This window comes from Nocardia sp. NPDC004123, from assembly GCF_053603795.1.
The window spans coordinates 108,036-130,198 of record NZ_JBSGGG010000005.1 but is presented as its reverse complement, the minus strand read 5'-3'; the positions used below and the strand labels follow the sequence as shown (position 1 = coordinate 130,198).

19 protein-coding genes are annotated in these 22,163 nt (G+C 68.4%); 14 read left to right on the top strand and 5 right to left on the bottom strand.

Translation table 11 applies throughout. From position 1 onward, the window contains the following. The first annotated feature begins 2 nt into the window (after positions 1-2). Together ACWEQQ_RS08775 and ACWEQQ_RS08770 are read left to right on the top strand one after the other, a co-directional pair. Complete coding sequence (locus ACWEQQ_RS08775; protein WP_452345096.1) at positions 3-1,544, top strand: cobyric acid synthase; 1,542 nt, start codon at positions 3-5, stop codon at positions 1,542-1,544. Positions 1,545-1,610: 66 nt separating this feature from the next. Beyond that, entirely contained in the window at positions 1,611-2,174 is a 564-nt protein-coding gene (locus tag ACWEQQ_RS08770; protein WP_452345073.1) for an alpha/beta fold hydrolase, read from the top strand. On the opposite strand, the gene ACWEQQ_RS08765 is transcribed toward ACWEQQ_RS08770, so the two are convergent. Continuing rightward, on the bottom strand, positions 2,154-3,092 hold the full coding sequence (locus ACWEQQ_RS08765; protein ID WP_452347949.1) for an alpha/beta hydrolase: 939 nt from the start codon (positions 3,090-3,092) through the stop codon (positions 2,154-2,156). The two genes, ACWEQQ_RS08770 and ACWEQQ_RS08765, sit on opposite strands and share 21 nt — an antisense overlap. A gap of 263 nt (positions 3,093-3,355) precedes the next feature. Between ACWEQQ_RS08765 and mqo the strand changes: the two genes are divergently transcribed. The 8 genes from mqo (at position 3,356) to ACWEQQ_RS08725 (ending at position 12,489) form a co-directional block, all read left to right on the top strand. Then, complete coding sequence (gene mqo / locus ACWEQQ_RS08760) at positions 3,356-4,888, top strand: malate dehydrogenase (quinone) (RefSeq protein WP_452345094.1); 1,533 nt, start codon at positions 3,356-3,358, stop codon at positions 4,886-4,888. A gap of 18 nt (positions 4,889-4,906) precedes the next feature. Next, positions 4,907-5,356 carry a GNAT family N-acetyltransferase gene (locus tag ACWEQQ_RS08755; RefSeq protein ID WP_354837578.1) on the top strand — a complete coding sequence of 150 codons (450 nt, stop codon included), beginning with the start codon at positions 4,907-4,909 and terminating at the stop codon, positions 5,354-5,356. Positions 5,357-5,496: 140 nt separating this feature from the next. After that, a complete protein-coding gene (locus ACWEQQ_RS08750) occupies positions 5,497-7,653 on the top strand; it encodes a magnesium chelatase subunit D family protein (protein WP_452347808.1) in 2,157 nt (718 codons plus the stop codon). A 191-nt stretch (positions 7,654-7,844) separates the two neighbouring features. Beyond that, the gene (gene cobO / locus ACWEQQ_RS08745; protein WP_354837574.1) at positions 7,845-8,465 is read left to right on the top strand and encodes a cob(I)yrinic acid a,c-diamide adenosyltransferase; all 621 of its coding nucleotides are present in this window, start codon (positions 7,845-7,847) and stop codon (positions 8,463-8,465) included. After that, positions 8,459-9,844 carry a cobyrinate a,c-diamide synthase gene (locus tag ACWEQQ_RS08740; protein WP_452347807.1) on the top strand — a complete coding sequence of 462 codons (1,386 nt, stop codon included), beginning with the start codon at positions 8,459-8,461 and terminating at the stop codon, positions 9,842-9,844. Before cobO ends, ACWEQQ_RS08740 begins: the two co-directional genes overlap by 7 nt. After that, positions 9,831-10,205 (top strand): cobalamin biosynthesis protein, encoded by a 375-nt coding sequence (locus ACWEQQ_RS08735; RefSeq protein WP_452347806.1) that lies wholly within the window; start codon positions 9,831-9,833, stop codon positions 10,203-10,205. The genes ACWEQQ_RS08740 and ACWEQQ_RS08735 overlap by 14 nt, the downstream gene beginning before the upstream one ends. 69 nt (positions 10,206-10,274) lie before the next feature. Beyond that, positions 10,275-11,726: a DUF222 domain-containing protein gene (locus ACWEQQ_RS08730; RefSeq protein ID WP_452347805.1), complete on the top strand. Its 1,452-nt coding sequence runs from the start codon at positions 10,275-10,277 to the stop codon at positions 11,724-11,726. Positions 11,727-12,126: 400 nt separating this feature from the next. Further along, a complete protein-coding gene (locus ACWEQQ_RS08725) occupies positions 12,127-12,489 on the top strand; it encodes a hypothetical protein (protein WP_452347804.1) in 363 nt (120 codons plus the stop codon). Between the two features lie 143 nt (positions 12,490-12,632). On the opposite strand, the gene ACWEQQ_RS08720 is transcribed toward ACWEQQ_RS08725, so the two are convergent. Both ACWEQQ_RS08720 and ACWEQQ_RS08715 read right to left on the bottom strand, forming a co-directional pair. Beyond that, positions 12,633-13,745, bottom strand: coding sequence for a hypothetical protein (locus ACWEQQ_RS08720; RefSeq protein WP_379468259.1), 1,113 nt, complete (start codon positions 13,743-13,745; stop codon positions 12,633-12,635). A gap of 3 nt (positions 13,746-13,748) precedes the next feature. Continuing rightward, positions 13,749-14,885 (bottom strand): phosphotransferase family protein, encoded by a 1,137-nt coding sequence (locus ACWEQQ_RS08715; protein WP_452344491.1) that lies wholly within the window; start codon positions 14,883-14,885, stop codon positions 13,749-13,751. Positions 14,886-15,210: 325 nt separating this feature from the next. On the opposite strand from ACWEQQ_RS08715, the gene ACWEQQ_RS08710 reads away from it, so the two are divergent. Further along, positions 15,211-16,548, top strand: a complete 1,338-nt coding sequence (locus ACWEQQ_RS08710; RefSeq protein ID WP_452347803.1) for a DoxX family protein — start codon at positions 15,211-15,213, stop codon at positions 16,546-16,548. Here ACWEQQ_RS08710 and ACWEQQ_RS08705 read toward each other — a convergent pair. Then, the gene (locus ACWEQQ_RS08705) at positions 16,538-17,497 is read right to left on the bottom strand and encodes a poly(ethylene terephthalate) hydrolase family protein (protein WP_452347802.1); all 960 of its coding nucleotides are present in this window, start codon (positions 17,495-17,497) and stop codon (positions 16,538-16,540) included. The genes ACWEQQ_RS08710 and ACWEQQ_RS08705 overlap by 11 nt on opposite strands. Before the next feature lie 209 nt (positions 17,498-17,706). On the opposite strand from ACWEQQ_RS08705, the gene cobA reads away from it, so the two are divergent. Both cobA and ACWEQQ_RS08695 read left to right on the top strand, forming a co-directional pair. Beyond that, positions 17,707-18,915 carry a uroporphyrinogen-III C-methyltransferase gene (gene cobA, locus ACWEQQ_RS08700; protein WP_452347948.1) on the top strand — a complete coding sequence of 403 codons (1,209 nt, stop codon included), beginning with the start codon at positions 17,707-17,709 and terminating at the stop codon, positions 18,913-18,915. A gap of 52 nt (positions 18,916-18,967) precedes the next feature. Then, positions 18,968-20,452, top strand: a complete 1,485-nt coding sequence (locus ACWEQQ_RS08695; RefSeq protein ID WP_452347801.1) for an MFS transporter — start codon at positions 18,968-18,970, stop codon at positions 20,450-20,452. Between the two features lie 15 nt (positions 20,453-20,467). On the opposite strand, the gene ACWEQQ_RS08690 is transcribed toward ACWEQQ_RS08695, so the two are convergent. Continuing rightward, positions 20,468-21,457, bottom strand: coding sequence for an SMP-30/gluconolactonase/LRE family protein (locus tag ACWEQQ_RS08690; RefSeq protein ID WP_452347800.1), 990 nt, complete (start codon positions 21,455-21,457; stop codon positions 20,468-20,470). Between the two features lie 56 nt (positions 21,458-21,513). On the opposite strand from ACWEQQ_RS08690, the gene ACWEQQ_RS08685 reads away from it, so the two are divergent. Next, the gene (locus ACWEQQ_RS08685; RefSeq protein WP_452344486.1) at positions 21,514-22,089 is read left to right on the top strand and encodes a TetR/AcrR family transcriptional regulator; all 576 of its coding nucleotides are present in this window, start codon (positions 21,514-21,516) and stop codon (positions 22,087-22,089) included. Positions 22,090-22,163: the final 74 nt, after the last annotated feature.

Below are 22,163 nucleotides of genomic sequence, written 5' to 3'. Positions count from 1 at the left end.
GGGTGAAGGGCGCTCTGCTGGTCGCGGGGACCACCTCCGATGCGGGGAAGAGTGTGGTGGTGGCGGGGCTCTGCCGCATGCTGGCGCGGCGCGGGGTGCGGGTCGCACCGTTCAAGGCGCAGAACATGTCGAACAACTCGGTCGTCACCCTGGATGGTGGGGAGATCGGCCGGGCGCAGGCGCTGCAGGCCCGGGCCTGCGGGCTGGAGCCGAGCGTGCGGTTCAACCCGGTGCTGTTGAAGCCGGGGAGTGACCGGCGCTCGCAGCTCGTGGTGCGGGGCAAGGCCGTCGATACCGTGGGGGCGAAGGATTACTTCCGGCATCGTCAGCAGTTGCGCGCCATCGTCGCCGAGGAATTGGCTTCGCTGCGAGCCGAGTTCGATGTGGTGATCTGCGAGGGCGCGGGGTCGCCCGCCGAGATCAATCTGCGGGCAACGGATCTGGCGAACATGGGTTTGGCGCGAGCGGCGGATCTGCCGGTCGTGGTGGTCGGCGACATCGATCGCGGGGGAGTGCTCGCCCACCTGTTCGGGACCGTGGCGGTCCTGGAACCCGAAGACCAGCAACTGATTTCCGGGTTCATCATCAACAAGTTCCGGGGCGATGTGGACCTGCTGCGACCGGGGCTGGATCAGCTCGCCGAGCTGACCGGGCGGCGCACGCTCGGTGTCATCCCGTTTGCCGAGGACCTCTGGATCGACGCAGAGGACTCGCTCGGTACCGTCGCCGACGCTCCCGTCGGCCGCTCCCGGCCGCCGCTGGGCGCAGAATGGCTGACGGTCGCCGCGATCCGGCTGCCACGTATCTCCAATTCCACCGATGTGGAGGCCCTGGCCTGCGAACCCGGGGTGTCCGTGCGCTGGGTGAGCGACCCGTCTCGCCTGGCCGGAGCGGACCTGGTCGTCATTCCCGGCAGCAAATCCACCGTCGGAGACCTGGAGTGGTTGCGGCGCACCGGGATTGCCGACGCCTTGACGGCGCGTGCGGCGGTCGGCGGCCCCATTCTCGGCATCTGCGGCGGCTACCAGATGCTGGCCCGCACCATCGTCGATCCGGTCGAATCCGCCGCGGGCACCGTCCCCGGCCTGGGCCTGCTGGACCTGGAGATCGAATTCGCCGACCCCAAGGTGCTGCGCCGTTCCAGCGGCCGTGTCCCGAATCATGGTGTGCCGGGCCGTGCCGGCGACCTCCCGGTGCACGGCTATGAGATCCACCACGGCCGCGTCACCCGGCAGGGCGACGACCCGTGGTTCGAACTCGACGGCGCTCCCGAAGGCAGTGTGCGCGAGGCGATCTGGGGTACCCATCTGCACGGAGCCCTGGAGTCGGACGAGTTCCGCCGCGCCTGGCTGCGCGTGGTCGCCGCACGGGCGGGCCGCACCGATTTCGTTGTCTCCGACACTGTTTCGGTGGCCGAGGTGCGCTCCGCCCAGCTGGATCTGCTGGCCGATCTCATGGAGAAGCACCTCGACCAGGACGCGCTCGAACAGCTCATCACCGCGGGTGCGCCCGCGGATCTCCCCGTTCTGACCGTCAACAAGTGACCGCCGTCACAAAAAACCGCCCGACTCGCGTTCGGCCCCTCCGGCGCTCCTGTAGCGTGATCGAACATGGAATCTCGGCGGATCACGGTCGGTGACCGCGAGTGGGCGGTGCGAGTCGGCGGACCCGAAACCAGGCACCACGTCCTGCTGCTACCCGATGCGGGCGATCCGGCCGACATTTACGACCAGGTCTGTGCCCGGTTGCAGACCTCGGACCTGCACACCATCGCGATCGAATCGATCGACGGTCTCGACGCCACCACTGTTTTCGCCATCCTCGACCAGCTGAAGGTTCCGTGGGCCAACCTGGTCGGCAGCGGCGCGGGCGCGGACCTGGCCTGGCAGCTGGCCGCCCGCGGCTTCGGCCGCTTCATGAGCCTCATCGTGGCCGGCGGCGGTCACCCGGCCGCGCCGGGCGCGGACGGCGCCGTCAAGGACCCTTCCTGCCCGCCGGTGGAGATCCCCACCACCCTGCTGGCCACCAAGCGCCTGCCGCGCCCGGTGGCCGAGGCTTCCAGCCGGTTCGTCTACGGCGAATTCCGGCTGGTCCCCATGGATGTCACCGATGTGGCCGCCGAAGCGGGCCACGAGCTGGCCACCGAAGTGGTGCTACGCACCAGCTTCTGGTGAGTCGGCCAGCCACTTCAGCCAGGAATCCAGCTCCCTGAACGCCTGGGTGCGCGGCGTCTCCGACGACAGGAACACGTCGTGCCGCGCGCCCTCGATCGGCACGATATTGGTGCGCTCGCCCAGGCAGCCCGCCCAGCGCTGGATCTGCTTGACGTCGAGTACCAGATCCGCCAGGTCGGCGGCGGGTCCGTACTTGCTCATGAACTTGGTGGCCTTCGACCGCAGGATCAGCGCGGGCACACCGATGTCCAGGCCCTTGTGCAGCCGGAGCTGACCGCGGCGAATCGCCCGCAGCCAGCCGGCGTGAACCGCGTAGCCGCTCAACGGTTTCCAGTCCAGGTTGTAATCCCACTCGCCGGAGACGCTGTGGTGCAGGCTGTCACCGTACGCGGTGGAGACGCCGAGCGGCAGCTTCGCGAACCCCCGCAACCGGCCCAGGCCCTCCAGCAGCGGCGTGCCCACCGAGCGGTAGTAGCCGGGTCCCTGCAGGTCGAACCAGGGGCTGTTGAGCGCCAGGCCCGTGATGCCCTGCGCGCGAGCGCCACCGGTGGCCTGCAATCGGTTCAGCCACAGCGAGGTCACCAGGCCACCGGTGGAGTGCGCCATGATCAGCACCGGCAGCTCGGTCTCCTCGCGAATGACCTGCAGCGACCGGTTCAGTTCCCCGTCGTAGAGCGCCAGGTCGCTCACGTAGTGCGGGGTCTGCCCGGCCCGCTGCGAGCGCCCGCATTTGCGCAGATCCAGCGCGTAGAAGGCGTAGCCCTGGGCGGCCAGGTGCTGGGCCAGGTGCTCCTGGAAGAAGTAGTCGGTGAACCCGTGCACGTACAGCACGGCCCGGGTGGCGACCGGGGCGTCGGCCGGGGCGTAACGGACCAGGGTGGCGACCACGTCGCCCTCACCGTCCGGATCCGGACCCATCGGAATGGTCAGCTGCTGGTAGTCGGCACCCAGCACATCGGGCTGCCAGGTGGTGGTCGACGACGTGGTGGATGACGTTTCGGAGGTCACACGCCCAACATAGACCGCGTCCCGACGATGTCCATTTGGGAGGGATCTCTCACATTCGGGGATTTCGAAGCAAGATTCGGGAATGGTCAGGGGCAGAATTGAGTCCAAGTGAACGACGGGTAACCTAACCTCCACCTGGTGACCCACAAATGACAAGGAAGTCGATCAACGCCGTGTCGAACGCTGCCACGATTGAAAAGACCGATGTAGTACTCATCGGTGCCGGCATCATGAGTGCCACCCTCGGTGCCTTGCTTCGACAGGTGCAGCCGGATTGGTCGATCACCATCTTCGAGCGCCTGGAGGCCGCGGCCGCGGAGAGCAGCGACCCGTGGAACAACGCCGGTACGGGCCACTCCGCCCTGTGCGAGCTGAACTACACGCCGCAGAACGCCGACGGCTCGGTGGAGATCACCAAGGCCATCGACATCAACGAGCGCTTCCAGGTCTCGCGCCAGTTCTGGTCCTACTCGGTCGAGAACGGCGTGCTGGCCAATCCGTCGAACTTCATCAACCCCATCCCGCACGTGAGCTTCACCCACGGCCCGGACGGCGTGGAGTACCTGCGCAAGCGCCACGAGGCGCTGTCCAAGCACCCGCTGTTCGAGGGCATGGAATTCATCGACGACGCAGCCGAATTCAGCCGTCGCCTGCCCGTGATGGCCAAGGGCCGCGACTTCTCCGACCCGGTCGCCCTGAACTGGACCGACTCGGGCACCGATATCGACTTCGGTGAGCTCACCAAGGAACTGCTGGCCTACCTGGGTGCGTCCGGCGCGGACATCGCCTTCGGCCACGACGTGCTGAACCTGACCAAGCAGTCCGACGGCTCCTGGCTGGTCAAGGTGCGCAACCTGCGCAGCAACAAGGTGCGGGTCATCAACGCCAAGTTCGTGTTCGTGGGCGCGGGCGGCGGCGCGCTGCCGCTGCTGCAGAAGTCGGGCATCAAGGAGATCCGCGGCTTCGGCGGCTTCCCGGTGTCGGGCCTGTTCCTGCGTTGCACCAACCCGGACCTGATCGCCCAGCACGAGGCCAAGGTGTACGGCCAGGCGTCGGTCGGCGCGCCGCCGATGTCGGTGCCGCACTTGGACACTCGCGTCATCAACGGTGAGAAGGGCCTGCTGTTCGGCCCTTACGCCGGCTGGACGCCGAAGTTCCTCAAGGACGGCAAGCTGACCGACCTCATCAAGTCGGTCAAGCCGAACAACCTGTTCTCCATGCTGGGCGTGGGCGTCACGGAGATGGGCCTGGTCAACTACCTGGTCTCCGAGCTGCTCAAGTCGCAGAACGGCCGCATCGGGGCCATGGAGGAGTTCATCCCGCGCGCCGACGGCGACGACTGGGAGCTGATCATCGCCGGTCAGCGCGTGCAGATGATCCGTCGCAAGGGCATCGGCGGCGTGCTGGAGCTGGGCACCGCGGTCGTCGCTGCCGAGGACGGCACTATTGCCGGTCTGCTCGGCGCGTCCCCCGGCGCGTCCACCTGTGTCAGCGCCATGCTGGATGTCATGAAGAAGTGCTTCCCGCGCGAATTCTCCACGTGGGAGCCGAAACTCAAGGAAATGGTGCCGTCGCTGGGCGTCAAGCTCTCCGAGAACCAGGCCCTGTACCGCGAGGTCTGGGACTGGTCCACCAAGGCTCTGCAGCTGGATTCGGTGGATTCGGACAACACGCCCAAGCCCGTCGGTATCGCTTCTCACGCCTAGATGTGATAGCAAGACGCGATGATGTCAACGGTTGCTCTCAAACGGTCGTGGTCCCAAGACCTGGACACCGCGACGCTGTACAAGCTGTTGAAACTTCGCGTCGAGGTGTTCGTCGTCGAGCAGAAGTGCGCGTACCCGGAACTGGACGGGTTCGACCTGCTGCCGGAAACCCGGCACTTCTGGCTCGACGATGAGGGCGAGGTCATCTGCACCCTGCGCCTCATGGAGGAGCACGACGAGGGCGTGAAGTCCTTCCGCATCGGCCGCCTCTGCACCACCCCCGAGGCCCGCGGCCACGGCTACACCACCCGCCTGCTGCAGGCCGCCCTGGCCGAAGCCGGCTCGGCGACCGTCCGCCTGAACGCCCAGACCTACCTGCTCGACATGTACACCAAGCACGGCTTCAAGCCCGACGGCGAGGAGTACATCGAAGACGGCATCCCGCACATCCCGATGCGCCGCGGCTGACCCCGCACCCGCCGAACAACCCCGCGCCCGCTGTGAAACCCACAGCGGGCGCGGCTGTTTCGTCCAGTGGCCCAGGTCGGCAGCGCGACCGGGAAGGGGTGCTCGGGGTGGGGGACCGGGGCGCCCTTAGAGTTGGGGTCGTGTCCGTTTCTCCTGTGGCTTACTCCGAGAGTGTTCGTACGGCCGGTGACGAGGCCGGGTTTCCGTTCTCCGCGGTGGTGGGGCAGGAGCGGTTGCAGCTGGCGCTGATCCTGTGCGCGGTGCATCCGGGGATCGGCGGGGTGCTGGTGCGCGGCGAGAAGGGGACCGCGAAATCGACCGTGGTGCGGGCGCTGGCGCAGTTGCTACCACCGGTGGTGGACGAGTCCGGGGCGCGGCCCGCGCGGCTGGTGGAGCTGCCGGTGGGCGCCACCGAGGACCGGGTGGTCGGGTCGCTGGATCTGGAGCGGGTGCTGCGGGACGGCGAGCAGGCGTTCAAACCGGGGCTGCTGGCCGCCGCGCATCACGGCGTGCTCTACGTCGACGAAGTGAACCTGCTGCACGACCATCTGGTGGACGTGCTGCTCGATGCGGCCGCCATGGGGCGGGTGCACATCGAGCGCGACGGTGTCTCGCACACGCATCCGGCGCGATTCGTCCTGGTGGGCACCATGAATCCGGAGGAAGGCGAGCTGCGGCCGCAGCTGCTGGACCGATTCGGGCTCACCGTGGACGTGGTCGCCTCCCGCGATGTGGACGTGCGCATGGCCGTCGTCCGCCGTCGCCTGGACTACGAGGCGGATCCCGGCGCCTTCGCCGGCCGCTATGCGGCCGCGGATCGTGAAGTGGCCGAACGCATTCTGACCGCCCGCGACAAGCTCGCCGACGTCGGTCTCGACAATGTCGAGCTGCGCCGCATCGCCGCCCTGTGCGCGAGCTTCGATGTCGACGGCATGCGCGCCGACCTGGTGGTGGCACGCACCGCGACCGCCCATGCGGCCTGGCGCGGCGCGACCGCGGTCACCGAGGCCGATGTCCGCGTGGCCGCCGAACTGGCGCTGCCGCACCGCCGTCGCCGCGATCCCTTCGACGAACCCGGCATCAGCGAGGAGCAACTCGACGACGCCATGCGGAACGCGGCCGAGGAAGCGGCCCGCGCCGAGGAGGACGACAGCCTGGGAAAAGGTGAAGCGGTCCCGCCGAACAACGGTGCGGGACCGCAGGATCCGGCGGACGGGTCCGAGGATTCCGGCCTGAACCCGGAATACGCCAATTCACCTGGCGCCGAACCGGACTCGCGCGATGGCGGCCCTGAGTCGTGCGATGGCGCGGACCCCTTGCCGAGGGACTCCGATGCCCCTGGTAGCGGCCCGGATTCGGGCCATGGCCTCGAGCCGGACAGCGGCCCGGATTTCCCTGGGGGAGGCCAGAATCCACCGGGTGACCCGCGCCCGCACGACGACGATGGGCGTGGCCGGAACGACTCGGCCGGCCGTGAGGGCCGCGTCGCCGCCCCCACCGCAACCCTGCCCAAGCCCCCGCGCTGGGAGGTCCCCGGCGTCGGCGAGGGCGCGCCCGGCCGCCGCTCCCGTGCCCGCACCCGTCAGGGCCGCGTCGTGCGCACCACCGACGACACCTCCACCGGCCTGCACCTGCTGGGCACCATCTTCGCCGCGGCCCCGCGCCAGTTCGAGCGCGGCCGCCTGTCGGGCCCCCTCGCCTTCGCCCCCGACGATCTGCGGGGCGCGTATCGCGAAGGCCGCGAAGGCAACCTGGTCGTCTTCGTCGTCGACACCTCCGGCTCCATGGCCGCCCGCGACCGCCTCGCGGCCGTCACCAACGCGGTGGTGGCGCTGCTCCGCGACGCCTACCAGCGCCGAGACAAGGTCGCCGTCATCACCATGCGCGGCCAGGACGCGGAACTGGTCCTTCCGCCCACCACGTCGGTCGACATCGCCGTCCGCCGCCTTGCCGACCTCCGCACCGGCGGCAAAACCCCACTCGCCCAAGGCCTCCTGAAGGCCCGCGACCTCATCCGCCGCGAACGCACCCGGGACCCCCACCGCCGCCCCCTCCTCGTCCTCCTCACCGACGGCCGCGCCACCGGCGGCACCGACCCGCTCCCGCGCGCCCGAACCGCCGCCCGCATGCTCGCCGCCGACGCCGTCACCGCCATGGTCATCGACTGCGAACGCGGCATGATCCGCCTGAACCTCGCCCGCGACATAGCCACCGCCCTCCGCGCCGGCTACCTCCAATTGACCGCCCTCACCGGCGATTCCGTCGCCGGCATCGTCCGCGCCACCCGAGCCGCCTGACCTTCGTCGGCGAAGCCGCACATCGCGGCCGGCCGATCCGGATCAGGGCGGGCGCCGGGGTTCCGGAGCGGCCCGGGCCATGACCAGAACCGGTGACCCGTCGTCGTGCGGGACCGGGGCGCGGATCGGCGCGCCGGGTGCGTATGGCACCGTGATTCACCGACGAGTCGGTGTGGAAGGAGCTGGAGACGATGCCGAAGGGTGTGCCGCTGCCGGAGAGCATTCCGGATGACGGGCTGACGACGCGGCAGCGTCGGAATCTGCCTGTGCTCGCGGTGCACACCGGGCCCGGGAAGGGGAAGTCGACGGCGGCGTTCGGGATGGCGCTGCGGGCCTGGAATCAGGGGTTCGATGTCGCGGTGTTCCAGTTCGTGAAGAGCGCGAAATGGAAGGTGGGCGAGGAGGCCGCGTTCCGGACGCTCGGGACGCTGCACGACGAGACCGGGGTCGGCGGGGCCGTGGAGTGGCACAAGATGGGGGAGGGCTGGTCGTGGACGCGGAAGCAGGGGTCCGATGAGGATCATGCGGCCGCGGCGCTGGCGGGGTGGCAGGAGATTCGCCGCCGCCTGGAGGCCGAGCAGCATCGGTTCTATGTGCTGGACGAGTTCACCTACCCGCTCAAGTGGGGCTGGGTCGACGTGGACGAGGTCGTCGAGACGCTGCGCAACCGGCCGGGCAACCAGCACGTGGTGATCACCGGCCGCGACGCACCGCAGGCGCTGATCGAGGCCGCGGACCTGGTCACCGAAATGACCAAGGTGAAGCACCCGATGGACGCGGGCCGCAAGGGCCAGCGCGGCATCGAATGGTGAACACGCCCGCGGTCGTCATCGCCGCGCCCGCGTCGGGGAGCGGGAAGACTACCGTGGCCACCGGTTTGATCGGGGCACTGCGCCGGGCCGGGCACCGGGTCGCGCCGTTCAAGGTGGGCCCGGACTACATCGACCCGGGATATCACGGGCTGGCGGCCGGACGGCCCGGGCGGAACCTGGATCCGGTGCTGGTCGGGCCCGACCGCGTGGTGCCGCTGTACCGGCACGGGAGTCAGGGCTGCGATCTGGCGGTCGTCGAGGGCGTCATGGGCCTGTTCGACGGGCGCATCGACGAACACCACACCGAACCCGTCGCCGAGGGCTCGACCGCCCAGATCGCCGCCATGCTGGGCGCGCCGGTCATCCTGGTGGTCGACGCGCGCGGGCACAGCCAGAGCCTGGCGGCCCTGCTGCACGGATTCGCGACCTACGACAGCGGAATCCGGCTCGGCGGAGTGATTCTCAACCGGGTCGGCAGCGAACGCCACGAGCAGGTGCTGCGTGCGGCCTGCGCCCGGGTCGGACTGCCGGTACTGGGCGCACTGCCGCGGTTGGCCGAATTGGCGGTGCCGTCACGGCATCTCGGCCTGATTCCGGCGGTGGAGCACGGCTCGGCCGCCCAGGCCGCCGTGGACGCCATGACGGATCTCGTTGCGGCACATATCGATCTCGCGGCGGTGGCCGCCTTGGCCGCGTCGAGCGCACAGGGGCAGGACTGGGATCCCGCCGCCGAGGTGACGGCGGCGGAATCCGGGCCGGTGGTGGCGATGGCGGGCGGACCGGCCTTCACCTTCGGGTACGCCGAACATCGCGAATTGCTGGCGGCGGCGGGCGCGCAGGTGCGAGTCTTCGACCCGCTGCGCGACGAATTGCCCTCCGGTGCAGCCGGACTGGTCCTTCCCGGCGGTTTCCCCGAAGAGCACGCCGCCGAACTCGCGGCCAACAAGGGCCTGCTCGACGCCATCGCCGAACAGGCCGGCCACGGCCTCCCGATCCACGCCGAATGCGCGGGCCTGCTCTACCTGACCCGCACCCTCGACGGTCACCGCATGGCCGGGGTCATCGACGCCGAAGCCGAATTCGGCCCGCGCCTCACCCTCGGATACCGGGATGCGGTGGCGCTCACCGATACTCCGCTCTGGAGCGCGGGCGCACGCGTGCGCGGCCACGAATTCCACCGCACCCGTCTGGTCACCCCCGGATCCGCCGCTGCGGCCTGGGCCTGGCGCGCTCCCTCCGGCGAGACCGTCCGCGAGGGTGCGGCGGTGCATCGCGTCCACGCGTCCTACCTGCACACCCACCCCGCCGGAAATCCAGCGGCCATCGGCCGATTCGTCACCACCGCCGCTGATTTCGCCCGCACCCATGCCCCGGCCTGAATTGGCTGTCGGGGTTGGACTCCGTCCCGGGACAACCGCCGACGCGATCCTCGCTGCCATTCGAAACGCGGTCGGTGACAGGGTGATTCGCTGCTTGGCGACCGTCGAGCGACGGGTCGGAGAGCCTGGAATCAGAGCGGCGGCCGACTGGTTGGGTGTCGAGCTGGTGGGATTCACGCTCGCGGAGCTGGAGGCCATTTCCGTTCCCAATCCGTCGGAGCGAGTTGCGCTTGCCGTGGGGAGCGCGAGTGTTGCCGAGGCGGCTGCTGTGCTGGCCGGCGAGGGAGGGAATTTGGTCATCGCCAAAACCGTCTTCGGTGGGGTTGTTATCGCTGCGGCAGAATTGAATTCGAAGTCGTAAATGTGAAAAGCCAAGTGATACAGGACATTTCGGGTTCCTGGGTTGTTGCTATAGCGGTAAAATCAATGCATGAATTCGACGGGGGTGACACTCGACAAGTGCGGCATCGCAGAACTGGCGACCGCCGTCGAAACCCTGTCGAATTCCGTCCTCAACGGCAACCTCACTCCGCTCGCCGATGGCGAGGTCGTGGAGTTGATGCAGCGGTTGGAGACCTGCAAACGTCAACTGTCGGCGCTGGATTCACGCCTGATCATCGAGGCCTGCAACCGCTCGCTGCCCGAAGGTAGTGGGGCGAAGGGCGTAGTGCCGTTCCTGCGGCAGACACTGGGATTGTCGAAATACGACGCGTCGGTGCGGGTGAAGATCACCCGCCAGTGCGGCGAGTTCTTCGAGCCCACCGGTCATCTGCGTCCGGCCGCGTTGGCCGAGACCGCCGAAGCCTTCGAGGCAGGGGATATCTCGCGCGATCATGTCCGCAACATCATCGACGTGATGAACCACCTGCCCACCGATATCCCCGCCGAGACTCGCGCGGAAGCAGAGGACATCCTGGTCGGCCATTCCCGGGTCGGGTGGCCCGATGACCTGCCCAAGATCGGTCGCGACATCCTCGCCCGTATCGACCCCGACGGCAAGGTCGTCTCCGACGCCGACCGCCGTCGCCGCCGCGGCTTGATCCTGGGTCGTCCCGGGGTGGATGGCATGTCGTGGATCGAGGGCTGGATCACCCCCGAACTGCGGGCGCTGTTGGATGCGGTGTTCGCCAAGTTGGCGCGTCCGGGTAGGTGCAACATCGACGACGCCGACAGTGTTGCCGCCACGGTCAAGGTCGTCGATTCGACGGTGCTCGAGGCTGCTGCGCGTCGGGACCGTCGTGATGCCGGTCAGCGCACCCACGACGCGTTGTTCGCGTTGCTGCAGCCCGGTGTCGACCCTGCCAAGCTGGGCTCCCACCGGGGTCTGCCGGTGCAGGCCATCGTCACTATCTCGCTCAACGATCTGGAGCGTGGGGCCGGGGTTGCGACCACCGCCTCCGGTGGCCACGTCTCCATCAATGAGGCGTTGAAGATGGCCGAGGGCACCCGCCCGGTGCTGGTGGTCCTCGACGCCGACGGGCTGCCGCTGTACCTGGGTCGCTGCCAGCGCCTGGCCACTCCGGCTCAGCGTTTGGCGTTGATCGCCCGCGACAAGGGCTGCACCCGACCCGGATGCGACGCACCCGCGTCGATGTGCGCGGTGCACCACATCACCGACTGGGCCAAAGGCGGCCCCACCGATCTGACCAACCTGACGCTCGTCTGTGATCACTGCCATGCGCTGGTCAACGACAGTGCCGAGGGTTGGAAAACCGTTGTCATGGGCAAGGATTCCCCGTATCGGGGTCGCACCGGGTGGATTGCCCCGAAACGTCTTGACCCGACTGGCATTCCTCGCGTGAACGACAGACATCACGTCGGTGAGTGGGTCGCCGCTGCCATCGATTCCAGTTGCTCGAGGTGGGGTTCACGGGCGGCGTGATTCCCGGCTGCTCGTGTGCTGCTGGCGTGCGCAGGGACCGGGGAGTGTGGTCACCTCGCCTGCCCTACCGGACTTGGGCTCACGCCGGGTTGAGAGCCGCCACCCACCGATCCCGGCCCACGGACCGCACGCATCGCCTTCTACAGACAAAACCCACCGCAAGCCCACCCTGAAATCCTCGAACACCGAACAACCACAGCGGTCTTCTCCTCGCGACTTCCCATCCTGCGGATACCCCAACCCCGAGATCTAAGCGAATACCTCCTGCAGCGACACCCACATGCAGGTTCAGAGGTGAGGGGGCTGGTAGACGAAGGCGCGTCCCCAATCCCGGCCCCCTCCCTTCTCCAGGCATCTTTGGTCTTTTGTCTTTTGCGTTTTGTTCTCTATCTTTTGCCTTGTGGCGTATCCCACCCTCGTACCCGACGGCTGGTGCAGCTTCCTGATGTGGTGGCGTTTCTGGGGCACCGTCGGCTTCTGCGCCACAGCCTTCCTGTCCTTCCTCATCATCAGAGACCTGGACGGCATCCCAGAGTTCTGCGGCTGGCGGCACCCTTGCCCACCCCAGATCATCCTGGGCCTGGGCGCCTTCCCCCTGTACACCTGGGCAGCCGGTGGCGCCGTCTCCTGGCAGCTCGGTCGCATAGCCCGACGCCACGGCTGGCGCCCCACCTGGGCACTCGCGATCGGTGCCCTGATCTTCATCGCAGGCTTCCTACTCAGCCTTTACATGGTCGCCACTTACTGGTGGCCCTCTACCTGACCACTTCCTCATCCGGGCCGCGGCGTCCGCGATCAGTGAATTCCGCAGTAGGCCACCGTAATTGCCGACATGTGACGTCACTCTCGCACGCCGCAGCCCCCGCCGGGTGGTTGGTTGCCGGCGAGGGCTGCGGCTGTGCGCGATCAGGGTGCGACAGCACCCCAATCGGCGAATCCGGTCGGATCGTGGCGCCCCATGGTGCCGTGCTCGAACAGTCCCCAGCCCTCGGCGTCGCCACAGCGCGCCTTGCCGACGTGATCGATGACGCCGAACGGAATGCGCCCCGCAATGGCCGGATCGGTCAGGTCGTAGAGCTTGCTCTCGGACCAGTCGCGGCCCTTCCATTGGCCGTGCTGCCAATCGGGGTCGCCGCCGTAGCCGCAACCGACATTGAGGGCCATGAAGGTTCCGGCCTCGACCTCGACCTCGAGCGGCTTGCCGTCGGGCGTGGTGAGATCCAGGCGCACCCGCGTCGGGATGCGCGTGCCGGACTTGTACGTCAGATGCACACGGGGCCAGCCCAGTTGCTCGACTCGCCCGTCCTTCCAGATCCGGGTGGCGTCGTTGAGGGTGCGGAAGCCGTTGGGCTCCTCCTGCACGATGACGATGATGGAGAACTCGTCGAACAGGAGCGGCACGTACAGCCACCAGAAGCCTTCGGACGGTTCGGACCCCAACCGGCCCGGGTGATCGGATTCGCCGACCGGGCGGATGCCCCAGGAGCGGTCGCGGGTGCCGCACCACGCGGACGGGTCCACGCTGATGTCGGTGCCGTCGACATGCAGTGTGCCCGACCAGGTTCCGACCTGCGCGAAGCGCTGCGCGTCGATGATGGGCCGGTGCACGCCGGTGAGGATGGTGTGCGGCTGTTCGGCCATGGCCGGGAAGGAACCCTCCCAGGTCAGGTCGAAGGACAGGTCCTCGTGTTCGCAGAGCACGCGGATCTTCTGCAGCGGTTCGGCGATCTCGATCCGGTAGCCGCCGACCTTGGGCTCGAGGCTGCGCTCGGCCAGGGCGTCGGAGAACCGCACGGCCCGCTGGGTGTCGCCGCGGCGGACGGTCGCGAACGCGTCGGTCACGCCCAGGTTCGGATATACGCCGAAACCGGTGACCAGGAAGGTGTCGCTGCCAGTGTCGAGCGCGTTGAAGTAGTTGCGGTCGTAGAAGTTCCGATCACTGGTCCCGACCCGCGACATGGACAGCGGGGTCTGGTGGATCGGGTATTCGTCGAGCGAGTTGATCTGATTCTGCGTCATCTCTCAATCCCACGAGTAGGTGCCGTCGAGCATGGCTTCCAGCAGATGCCGGTGCATCACGTAGTCGTCGCGATCGTCGTTGTCGGCCGCCTCACCGAAGTGGATCATCCGCCGCCGGATGCGGGCCATCACGATGCCGTGCCGCAACGCGGCGTACATGAGGTACCAGTCCAGGTCGCGCACGGCGTGCCCGCTGGCCTCCTCGTAGAGCTTCTCCACGTCGGCGCGCCGCATGTAGTCGGCCAGGCCCGGCTGGTCGAACCGCGTGGCGATGTCCTGGAAGAACCGGTGGATGAGGATCGTCCAGGCCACGTCGAGTTCACGCGGGCCGATGGCGGCCATCTCCCAGTCCAGCACCGCGACCGGATCGAACTCGTCGAACATGACATTGCCCGGCCGGGCGTCGCCCCAGCTCAGCACGTCCGGTCCGGTATCGGTGGGGAAGTTCTCCTCGAGCCAGTCGAAAGTGCGCTCCAGCAGCGGGATGCGGAAGCCGTCGCGGGCGAGCGCCCAGTCGTACCACGCCCGCTGGGCCTCGAAGTGCCGCCGCAGCGCCGAGCCCTCGCCCGCCAGCATCGGGAACCGCTGGGCCGGATCGGGAATCGAGTGCACCTCGGCGATGATCTCGATGGTCCGGCAGGTCACCTGGTAGCGCTGCTCCGGGGTGGCCTCGTGCAGCCAGCCGATGAACACGTACGGCGGATTGTCCTCGGGCACACGGCCGTTCACGCGGCGCATGACGAAGAACGGTGCGCCGAGCACATTGTCGGAACCGGTTTCCAGCCAGCACAGCGGCGGCACCGGCAGGTCGGTGGCCTCGGCGACACCGGCCATCACCGCGAACTGTGTTGCCAGGTCGTAGTTCTCGAACACCGGGAAGGAGCTCTGATCGGGCGCGAGCCGCGCCACGAAGGACCCGCCGGCCGCCTGCCCCTGCTCGGTCCACTCGGCGTCGAAGAGCAGCGTGGTGCTGGACATGCCGCCGGCCTGCGGCCGGGTGATCGAGGTGACCTGCGGCGGCTCGTCGGCCTCGACCTTGGTCCCGAGCCACTGCGCGAGTTCGGTCGCGAGTTCATCGAGGTTCTGGTCGGAAACCGTGAGTTCCATCCGCTGGTTGGGATCGGCGTGGGCCGAAGTCATGGGGTCCTCCCTGCGCGGGTGTAGCGGAGTGTGCCTGCGGGCTACCGGATGCGGCCGAGTCGCCGCTGTGGTAAGCCCGGTCGGCACGTTGGGTGAAATGTAACGCGTTCTAAATAGCTCCGGTAGGGGATCGGCGAGACCCGTTTCACCAGTACCGGTGACCGGGATGTGGCTTGGTCGCCACGTCGTGGTCGTGCTGCCACGTACGCCTCGAGAAGTAGTTCCTATCAGGCATATTCCGGGTCGGCTCAGGGTGAATCCGGAAGCGTGCGGACCGCCGGACCACCTACCGTCGGAGCTTCCGAATGGAAGTGAGGGACGGGGCATGAGCGTGCAGACAATCGACACCACGACCGATCGGGAGGGGAGGGACACCGAACCCGCACGGTCCTGGAATCCGATCGGACGCATTCTCTTTCGCTTCGGATTCCTGTACTTCGGGCTCTTCTGCGTCTTCTACCCGCAAATGCTGATCGACTTCGCGGGACCGCTGCAACGCTGGCTCCCGGACGACTGGCCCCGCCTCTGGATGAGCGTGTCCCTGCCCGTGGTGAAGTGGACGGGCCACACCGTCTTCGGGACCGATGTGGCGCTGCACAGCACGGGCAGCGGTGATCAGGTGGTCTTCTGGATCCTGGTGTTCTGCCTGCTCGTGATCGCGGCGGCCGGGACCGTGCTCTGGACGATGCTGGACCGCACCCGGACCGAGTATCACCGCCTGTCCGCGTGGTTCCTGCTCTTCATCCGGTTGTGCCTGGCCGGTCAGATGCTCGGATACGGGTTCGCCAAAGCGATTCCGACGCAGATGCCCGAGCCCGCGCTCACCACGCTGCTGACCCCGTACGGCGACTTGTGGAGTCAGGTCGGCGTGTCACCGGTGTACGAAACCCTGCTCGGGACCGCCGAGGTGCTGGGCGGTGTGCTGCTGCTGATACCGCGCACCCGGTTGGCGGGTGTGCTGCTGAGCCTGGTGAGCATGGCGCAGGTGTGGGTGCTGAACATGACCTTCGATGTGCCGGTGAAGCTGCTGTCGTTCCATCTGATGCTGCTCTGCCTGGTCCTGCTGGTGCCCGAGGCCCCGCGGCTCACCGCGCTGCTGACCGGCCGGGCCGCCGGTCCGGCCGCCACACCGGAGCCGTTCCGCACGCGCCGGACGCTGCGCTGGGCGGCCGCCGCTCAGGTGCTGCTGATCGTGTGGTTGTCGGCAGGCTACGTCTGGATCGGGGCGGACAACTGGCACGAATACGGCGGTGGCAGCCCGAAATCCGAGCTGTACGGCATCTGGACGGTCACCGACTTCACGCGCGACGGCCAGCCGGTGCCGCCGCTGCTGACCGATGAGAGCCGCTGGCGGCGACTGGTTTTCGACCAGCCCACAATGGCCGTCGTGCAGCGCATGGACGATGAGTTGATGCCGCTGGGCGCGCAGATCGACACCGGCGCACACCGACTGGTGCTCCGCGGCGCGCAGGCGACCACCGACCTGGCGGATCTCGGCTACCAGCAACCGACGCCGAACCGGCTGGTGCTCGACGGCCGGCTGGACGGCCACCCGGTCACCATCACGCTCGATCAGGTCGACCTCGGCCAGCTGCCGCTCCGGAAGGGCCGTGGCCTGCACCTGATTCGGGAAGACGCGAACTTCGGCAAGGTCATGGGGTAGTGATGTCGCTGATCTGGTTGGTCCACAGCGGATTCGGGGCGAGGAATTCACCGGATCCGGCCGCGAACGCCCGCTGGGCGTCGGCCCTGCCGAGCAGCCGGGCGGCCAGCCAGGCGGTGGGATAGCCGAGGTAGCCGGAGACGCCGGAGGTGCACGGCCAGGAGGCGTCGGCGCAATCCGGTTGGCCCTGAACATCATTGTGATTCGGGCCGACCAGGGTGCCCCACGCCTTCTGGACACCGGCGGGCACCGCCTCGTAGAAGGCCCGCAGTGATTGCAGGCCGACGGCCGTCGGCGGCAAGGTCTGCTCGGACGGCGAGATGACGGTGTCGGCCGAACCGTTCACGAAGAAGACCGAACCACCGGCCAGTCCGAGGGTGTCGGGGCACCAGCCCAGGAAGCACGACAGCTGGATGGGCAGCTCGATCGGCACCGCGGTCTTGATCCGGCCGCCCGAATGCATCATGGCGTTGAGGGCGCCCGTCGCTCCCTGCGAATGCCCCACCGCGCCAATCGCATCCGGGTCGAGCCGGTCGTGGAAGACGCTGCCCGGGTCCGCGGCCAGGGACAGCAGCCGGTCGACCGCCCTCGCGATGTCGATCCCCGACCCGGTGGCCGAGTTCTCGGTGGCGATCACCACGAACCCCCAGGACGCGAAATGCCGCAGCAGATACGCGTATTGGTTCGGATGCGCGTTGGTCCCGTCGCCCCAGGTGATGATCGGATGCCGGAACCCGTTGGCCCCCAGCTCGGTCGGATACCAGATGTCGTAGGCCGCCCCGGTGGAGTCGCAACACGTGAAGGCGCGCTGTTCGGTCACCGCCCAAGGCCCCGGCTGCGCATAGACGGCCTCGACCGGCGGGTCCGCGTGACCGATTCCGAAGGGAATGCCGAGCACCAGTGCGGCGAGCAGGCAACAGCGAACAAGCACGGCGGCACTGCGTGTCATAGCTATCGAGCATAGAAATGACCGGCGCGTTGGATGCGCAAGATGACCGCGACCGTTGTGAACTCTGTATCGATTGCCACCCGGATGCCGGGCGATTGTCGGGCGCCGCCGCCCACGCCGTACCCTGAATCCTTGTGCAGAACCCCGCAGCCACCCCCGATGACCAGCCGGTTCCCGAGTCTCGGGTCGACACCGGTGATCCGAACTACCTGGTCGGCCTCGATCTGAACGGTCGCCGCGTGGTCGTGGTCGGCGGTGGCACGGTGGCGCAGCGGCGGCTCGGGCTGCTCATCGCTTCCGGCGCGGATGTGCACGTGATCAGCCGCGAGGCCACGCCCGCGGTCGAGGGCATGGCCACCTCGGGACAGCTGACCCTGGAGTTGCGCGCCTACGCCGACGGCGATCTCGACGGCGCCTGGTACGTCATGGCGTGCACCGACGAGCCCCAGACCAATGCGGCCGTGGTCGCGGAGGCCACCCGCCGCCGCATTTTCTGCGTCCGCGCCGACACCGCGCGGCTGGGCACCGCGGTCACCCCGGCCACCGCGCGCTACGACGGCATGACGATGGGCGTACTGGCCGGCGGGCAGCACCGCCGCTCGGCCGCGGTGCGCAACGCGCTGCTGGAAGCCCTGCAATCCGGTGTGGTGACCGATGATTCGGCCCCCGTGACCCCGGGCGTGGCGTTGGTCGGCGGCGGCCCCGGCGATCCGGATCTCATCACCGTGCGCGGCCGCCGCCTGCTGGCCCGCGCGAATCTCGTTGTCGCCGACCGGCTCGCGCCGCCGGAGCTGCTGGCCGAGCTCGGGCCGGAGGTGGAGGTCATCGACGCGGCCAAGATTCCCTACGGCCGGGCCATGGCGCAGGAGGCCATCAATGCCGCGCTCATCGAGGGCGCGAAGGCGGGCAAGTTCGTGGTGCGGCTCAAGGGCGGCGACAACTATGTCTTCGGGCGCGGCTACGAGGAACTCGAAGCCTGCGTCGACGCCGGTATCCCGGTGACCGTGGTTCCCGGTGTCACCAGCGCGATTTCGGTGCCCGCCCTGGCCGGTATCCCGGTCACCCACCGCGGTGTCACCCACGAGTTCGTGGTCGTCAGCGGCCATGTCGCCCCCGACCACCCGGATTCGCTGGTGGACTGGCCCGCGCTGGCAAAGCTGCGCGGCACCATCGTGCTGCTGATGGCGGTGGAGCGAATCGAGAAGTTCGCCGACGCGCTGATCTCCGGTGGCCGTGCCGCCGACACCCCGGTCACCGTCATCCAGGAAGGCAGCCTGCGCACCCAGCGCATCCTGCGCGCCGACCTGGCCACCGTCGCCGAGCGGGTGCGCACCGAGGGCATTCGCCCGCCGGCCATCATCGTCATCGGCCCGACCGCGGGCTTCACCGCGGGTGCGCCGGACCAGGACAACTCCTGACGTCGCGTAATGAGTTCGGTTCGCCGGATAGTGCATCCATTACAGTGGGCGGGTGCTCGATAACCCCGCTGCGACGATGCAGTATCCGGTGACCAAGCGGGCGTTCGGGCTCGCAATTCTCGTCCTCAGCGGGCTTCAGCTGATGGTCGTGCTGGACGGCACCGTCATGATCCTGGCGCTGCCGCGACTACAGGAACAGCTCGGCCTGTCCAGCGCGGGCAGTGCGTGGACGGTCACGGCCTATGGTCTTCCGTTCGCGGGCCTGATGCTCCTGGGCGGGCGTCTCGGCGACTCGTTCGGCCGCAAGCGGATGCTGATTCTCGGCGTCGCGCTGTTCACCGTCGCCTCGGCGCTGTGCGGCACCGCGCAGAACGAGGCCTGGCTGATCGCGGCCCGCGCGCTGCAGGGCACGGGCGCGGCCATTGCCGCGCCGACCGCCTTCGCGCTGGTGGCGAGCACCTACGCGCCCGGCCCGGCCCGCAATCAGGCGGTCGCCATCTTCGGATCCATGGTCGGTATCGGCTCGGTCGGCGGTCTGGTCATCGGCGGCGCGCTGACCCAGGTCGACTGGCGCTGGATCTTCTGGATCAATGTGCCGATCGGCATTCTCATCGTCTGGGGCGCGATCTACCAGCTGCGCGACACCGCGCACCACCGCATGTCCATGGATGTGCGCGGCGCCATCCTGGGCACGCTGGCCTGTGTGTCGATCGTCTTCGGCGCGACCGAGGGGCCCGAAATGGGTTGGGGCTCTCCGATCATCCTCGGCGCGCTGATCGGCGGCTTCGTCCTGCTCATCGTGTTCATCTTCGCCGAGCGTGACGTGGACAACCCGCTGCTGCCGTGGTCGCTGTTCAAGAGCCGCGACCGCGTGATCACCTTCGCCGCCATCTTCCTGACCTCCGGCGTGCTCGGCGCGACCACCTTCTTCGTCGCGCAGTTCCTGCAGAACGTGCTGCGCTACAGCCCGCTGCAGGCCGGTCTGGCCAGCATTCCGTTCACCCTCGGCGCGGGTGTCGGTACCGCGGTGGCGTCCAAGGCGTGCATGTATGTCCGGGCGCGCTGGCTGCTGCTGGCGGCGGCCCTGGTGCTGGCGGGCGCGCTGTATTTCGGTTCCACACTGGACAGTTCGGCCGACTATTTCCCCACGCTGCTGGTCATGATGTCGATCGTCGGCTTCTGCGTGGGCACCGCCATCGTGATCCTGCCGCTGTGCGTGCTGGTCGGCGTGGACATGGCCCACATCGGCCCGTTGTCGGCGGTCGGGCAGATGTTCATGAACATGGGCACGCCGTTCGCGGTCGGCGTGCTGAGCCCGGTCGCCCTGTCGCGCACCCTGGCGCTCGGCGGCAAATCGGGCAAGGTGAGCGAGATGTCGCCGAGTCAGATCGATGCGCTGGGCAGCGGGTACACCCTCGTTCTGCTGGTGTGCGCCATCGGCACCGCGATCATGGGCCTGCTGGCGCTGACGCTGCGGTACACGCCCGGGCAGCTGGCCCAGGCGCAGCACGCGCAGGACGAGGCTCAGAAGAGCTGACGAGGCTCAGCAGCGCTAGGGCACCGCGGTGACCGCGATCGCCGATTCGGTCAGGCTGCCGAGGTAGATCGCACCGTCCTGTTCGGCGACCCCGGTGACCATGGCGTAGTCGGTGCCCTCGCGCTGCAGGTCGTGGACGAGATTTCCGTCGAAGTCGAAGGCCTGCACCCACACCGTGCGGGCCGGTTTCGGTTGCAGCGCTTCGGGAATCGCCCACACCAGTCGGCGCAGCACGCCGGGCAGCGGAAGCAGCATGTCCAGCAGCGGATTTCGCGGCGACACCAGCGCCACCCAGGCCAGCCCGTCATTGCCGAGGCCCATATTGTCGGGGAAGGCGGGCAGGTTCTCGGCGAAGTAGTCGTGGGTGCCCGCCTTCGGCCCGGTCAGCCAGTAGCGGGTGATGCTGTAGCCGCCGGTCTCGGCGACCAGCAGGCACGAGCGGTCCGGGGCGAGCACGATGCCGTTCGCGAATTTCAGCCCGTCGACCAGGGTTTCGACGCTGCCGTCGGGATTGCGGCGTAGCAGCCGGCCGGTCTCGGAGTGCTCGAGCATGTCGCCCATGTATTCGCCGAGCGACCAGTGCCGGGTGGATTCGGAGAAGTACACGGTGTCGCCGTCGGCGACCACATTGCTGGTGAAGTTCAGCGGCACGCCGTCGACCTCGGACACCAGCACCTCGACCTGCCCGCCCGGCTTGTCCAGGCGCAGCAGCCCACGGTCGGCATCGCAGATCAGCAGCGAGCCATCGGGGTTCGCGTGCAGTCCCAGCGGCCGTCCGCCGGTGTGCCCGATCCGCTCGACCGTGCCGTCGGCCGGGTCGACCGCCACCAGGGTGCCGTCCGCGAGTCCCGCGACGATTCTGCCGTCGGGGGCGATGACCACATCCTCGGGCCCGTCTCCGGGCACCTCGAGCCGCCGCACGGGCGGCATGGGTGGCGCACTGTGGTTTTCGTGGGCGCGGGCCGTCGCCTTGGGCGGCGTCCAGCGCTTGGGCTGCATGGACATGGCTCACTGTAACCCGGCCCTTGGTAGTCAACAGTTGTTGGCCTACACTTGTGGGCATGACTGTGGAGACGGGGCCGCGGCGGTCGGATGCCACCCGCGCGGCGATTCTGGAGGCGGCGCGCCGCCGCTTCGCCGAGGACGGCTACCGGAAGGCGACGATCCGGGCGATCGCGGCCGACGCCGGGATCGACCCGTCGATGGTGATGCGCTACTACGGCAACAAGGACGGATTGTTCGACGCCGCACTGGATGTCGACCTGGAGCTGCCGGATCTCGGTGCGGCCGAGCCGGATTCGCTGGGCGCACTGCTCGCGGCGCGTTTCCTGGAGCTGTGGGAGCAGCCGCCGACCAGCGAGATCCTGCTCACCCTCATCCGTTCGTCGCTGACCGACGAGGACGTGGTGGAACGCACCCGGCGCATCTTCGCCCAGCAGCTCATGCCGGCCGTGCTGCGTTTCGGCGATCCGGCCGACGCACCGCATCGCGCGGGTCTGATCGCCACCCAGATCCTGGGACTCGCCCTGTGCCGCTACGTCTTACGGCTGCCGCCGGTGGTGGCGCTGAGCTCGGAGCAGATCGTCGCCGAGATCGGGCCGACCATTCAGCGCTACCTCACGCTCGGGAACGCCTGACCTTGTGACCCAGTGGTGAAAACCACTCTGCCGGAGGGGTTTTCTCCGGACCGAAGATTGGGCACACTGCCCGG

What these genes read in the sequence shown, in the direction of transcription:
- ACWEQQ_RS08735 (WP_452347806.1), top strand. Translation starts at nt 9,831, where the DNA reads ATGCCCCGGCCTGAATTGGCTGTCGGGGTTGGACTCCGTCCCGGGACA.
- cobO (WP_354837574.1), top strand. Translation starts at nt 7,845, where the DNA reads ATGCCGAAGGGTGTGCCGCTGCCGGAGAGCATTCCGGATGACGGGCTG.
- ACWEQQ_RS08690 (WP_452347800.1), bottom strand. Translation starts at nt 21,457, where the DNA reads ATGTCCATGCAGCCCAAGCGCTGGACGCCGCCCAAGGCGACGGCCCGC.
- ACWEQQ_RS08765 (WP_452347949.1), bottom strand. Translation starts at nt 3,092, where the DNA reads ATGGGTCCGGATCCGGACGGTGAGGGCGACGTGGTCGCCACCCTGGTC.
- ACWEQQ_RS08685 (WP_452344486.1), top strand. Translation starts at nt 21,514, where the DNA reads ATGACTGTGGAGACGGGGCCGCGGCGGTCGGATGCCACCCGCGCGGCG.
- ACWEQQ_RS08740 (WP_452347807.1), top strand. Translation starts at nt 8,459, where the DNA reads ATGGTGAACACGCCCGCGGTCGTCATCGCCGCGCCCGCGTCGGGGAGC.
- ACWEQQ_RS08705 (WP_452347802.1), bottom strand. Translation starts at nt 17,497, where the DNA reads ATGACACGCAGTGCCGCCGTGCTTGTTCGCTGTTGCCTGCTCGCCGCA.
- ACWEQQ_RS08730 (WP_452347805.1), top strand. Translation starts at nt 10,275, where the DNA reads ATGAATTCGACGGGGGTGACACTCGACAAGTGCGGCATCGCAGAACTG.
- ACWEQQ_RS08715 (WP_452344491.1), bottom strand. Translation starts at nt 14,885, where the DNA reads ATGACTTCGGCCCACGCCGATCCCAACCAGCGGATGGAACTCACGGTT.
- ACWEQQ_RS08770 (WP_452345073.1), top strand. Translation starts at nt 1,611, where the DNA reads ATGGAATCTCGGCGGATCACGGTCGGTGACCGCGAGTGGGCGGTGCGA.
- ACWEQQ_RS08720 (WP_379468259.1), bottom strand. Translation starts at nt 13,745, where the DNA reads ATGACGCAGAATCAGATCAACTCGCTCGACGAATACCCGATCCACCAG.
- ACWEQQ_RS08710 (WP_452347803.1), top strand. Translation starts at nt 15,211, where the DNA reads ATGAGCGTGCAGACAATCGACACCACGACCGATCGGGAGGGGAGGGAC.
- ACWEQQ_RS08755 (WP_354837578.1), top strand. Translation starts at nt 4,907, where the DNA reads ATGATGTCAACGGTTGCTCTCAAACGGTCGTGGTCCCAAGACCTGGAC.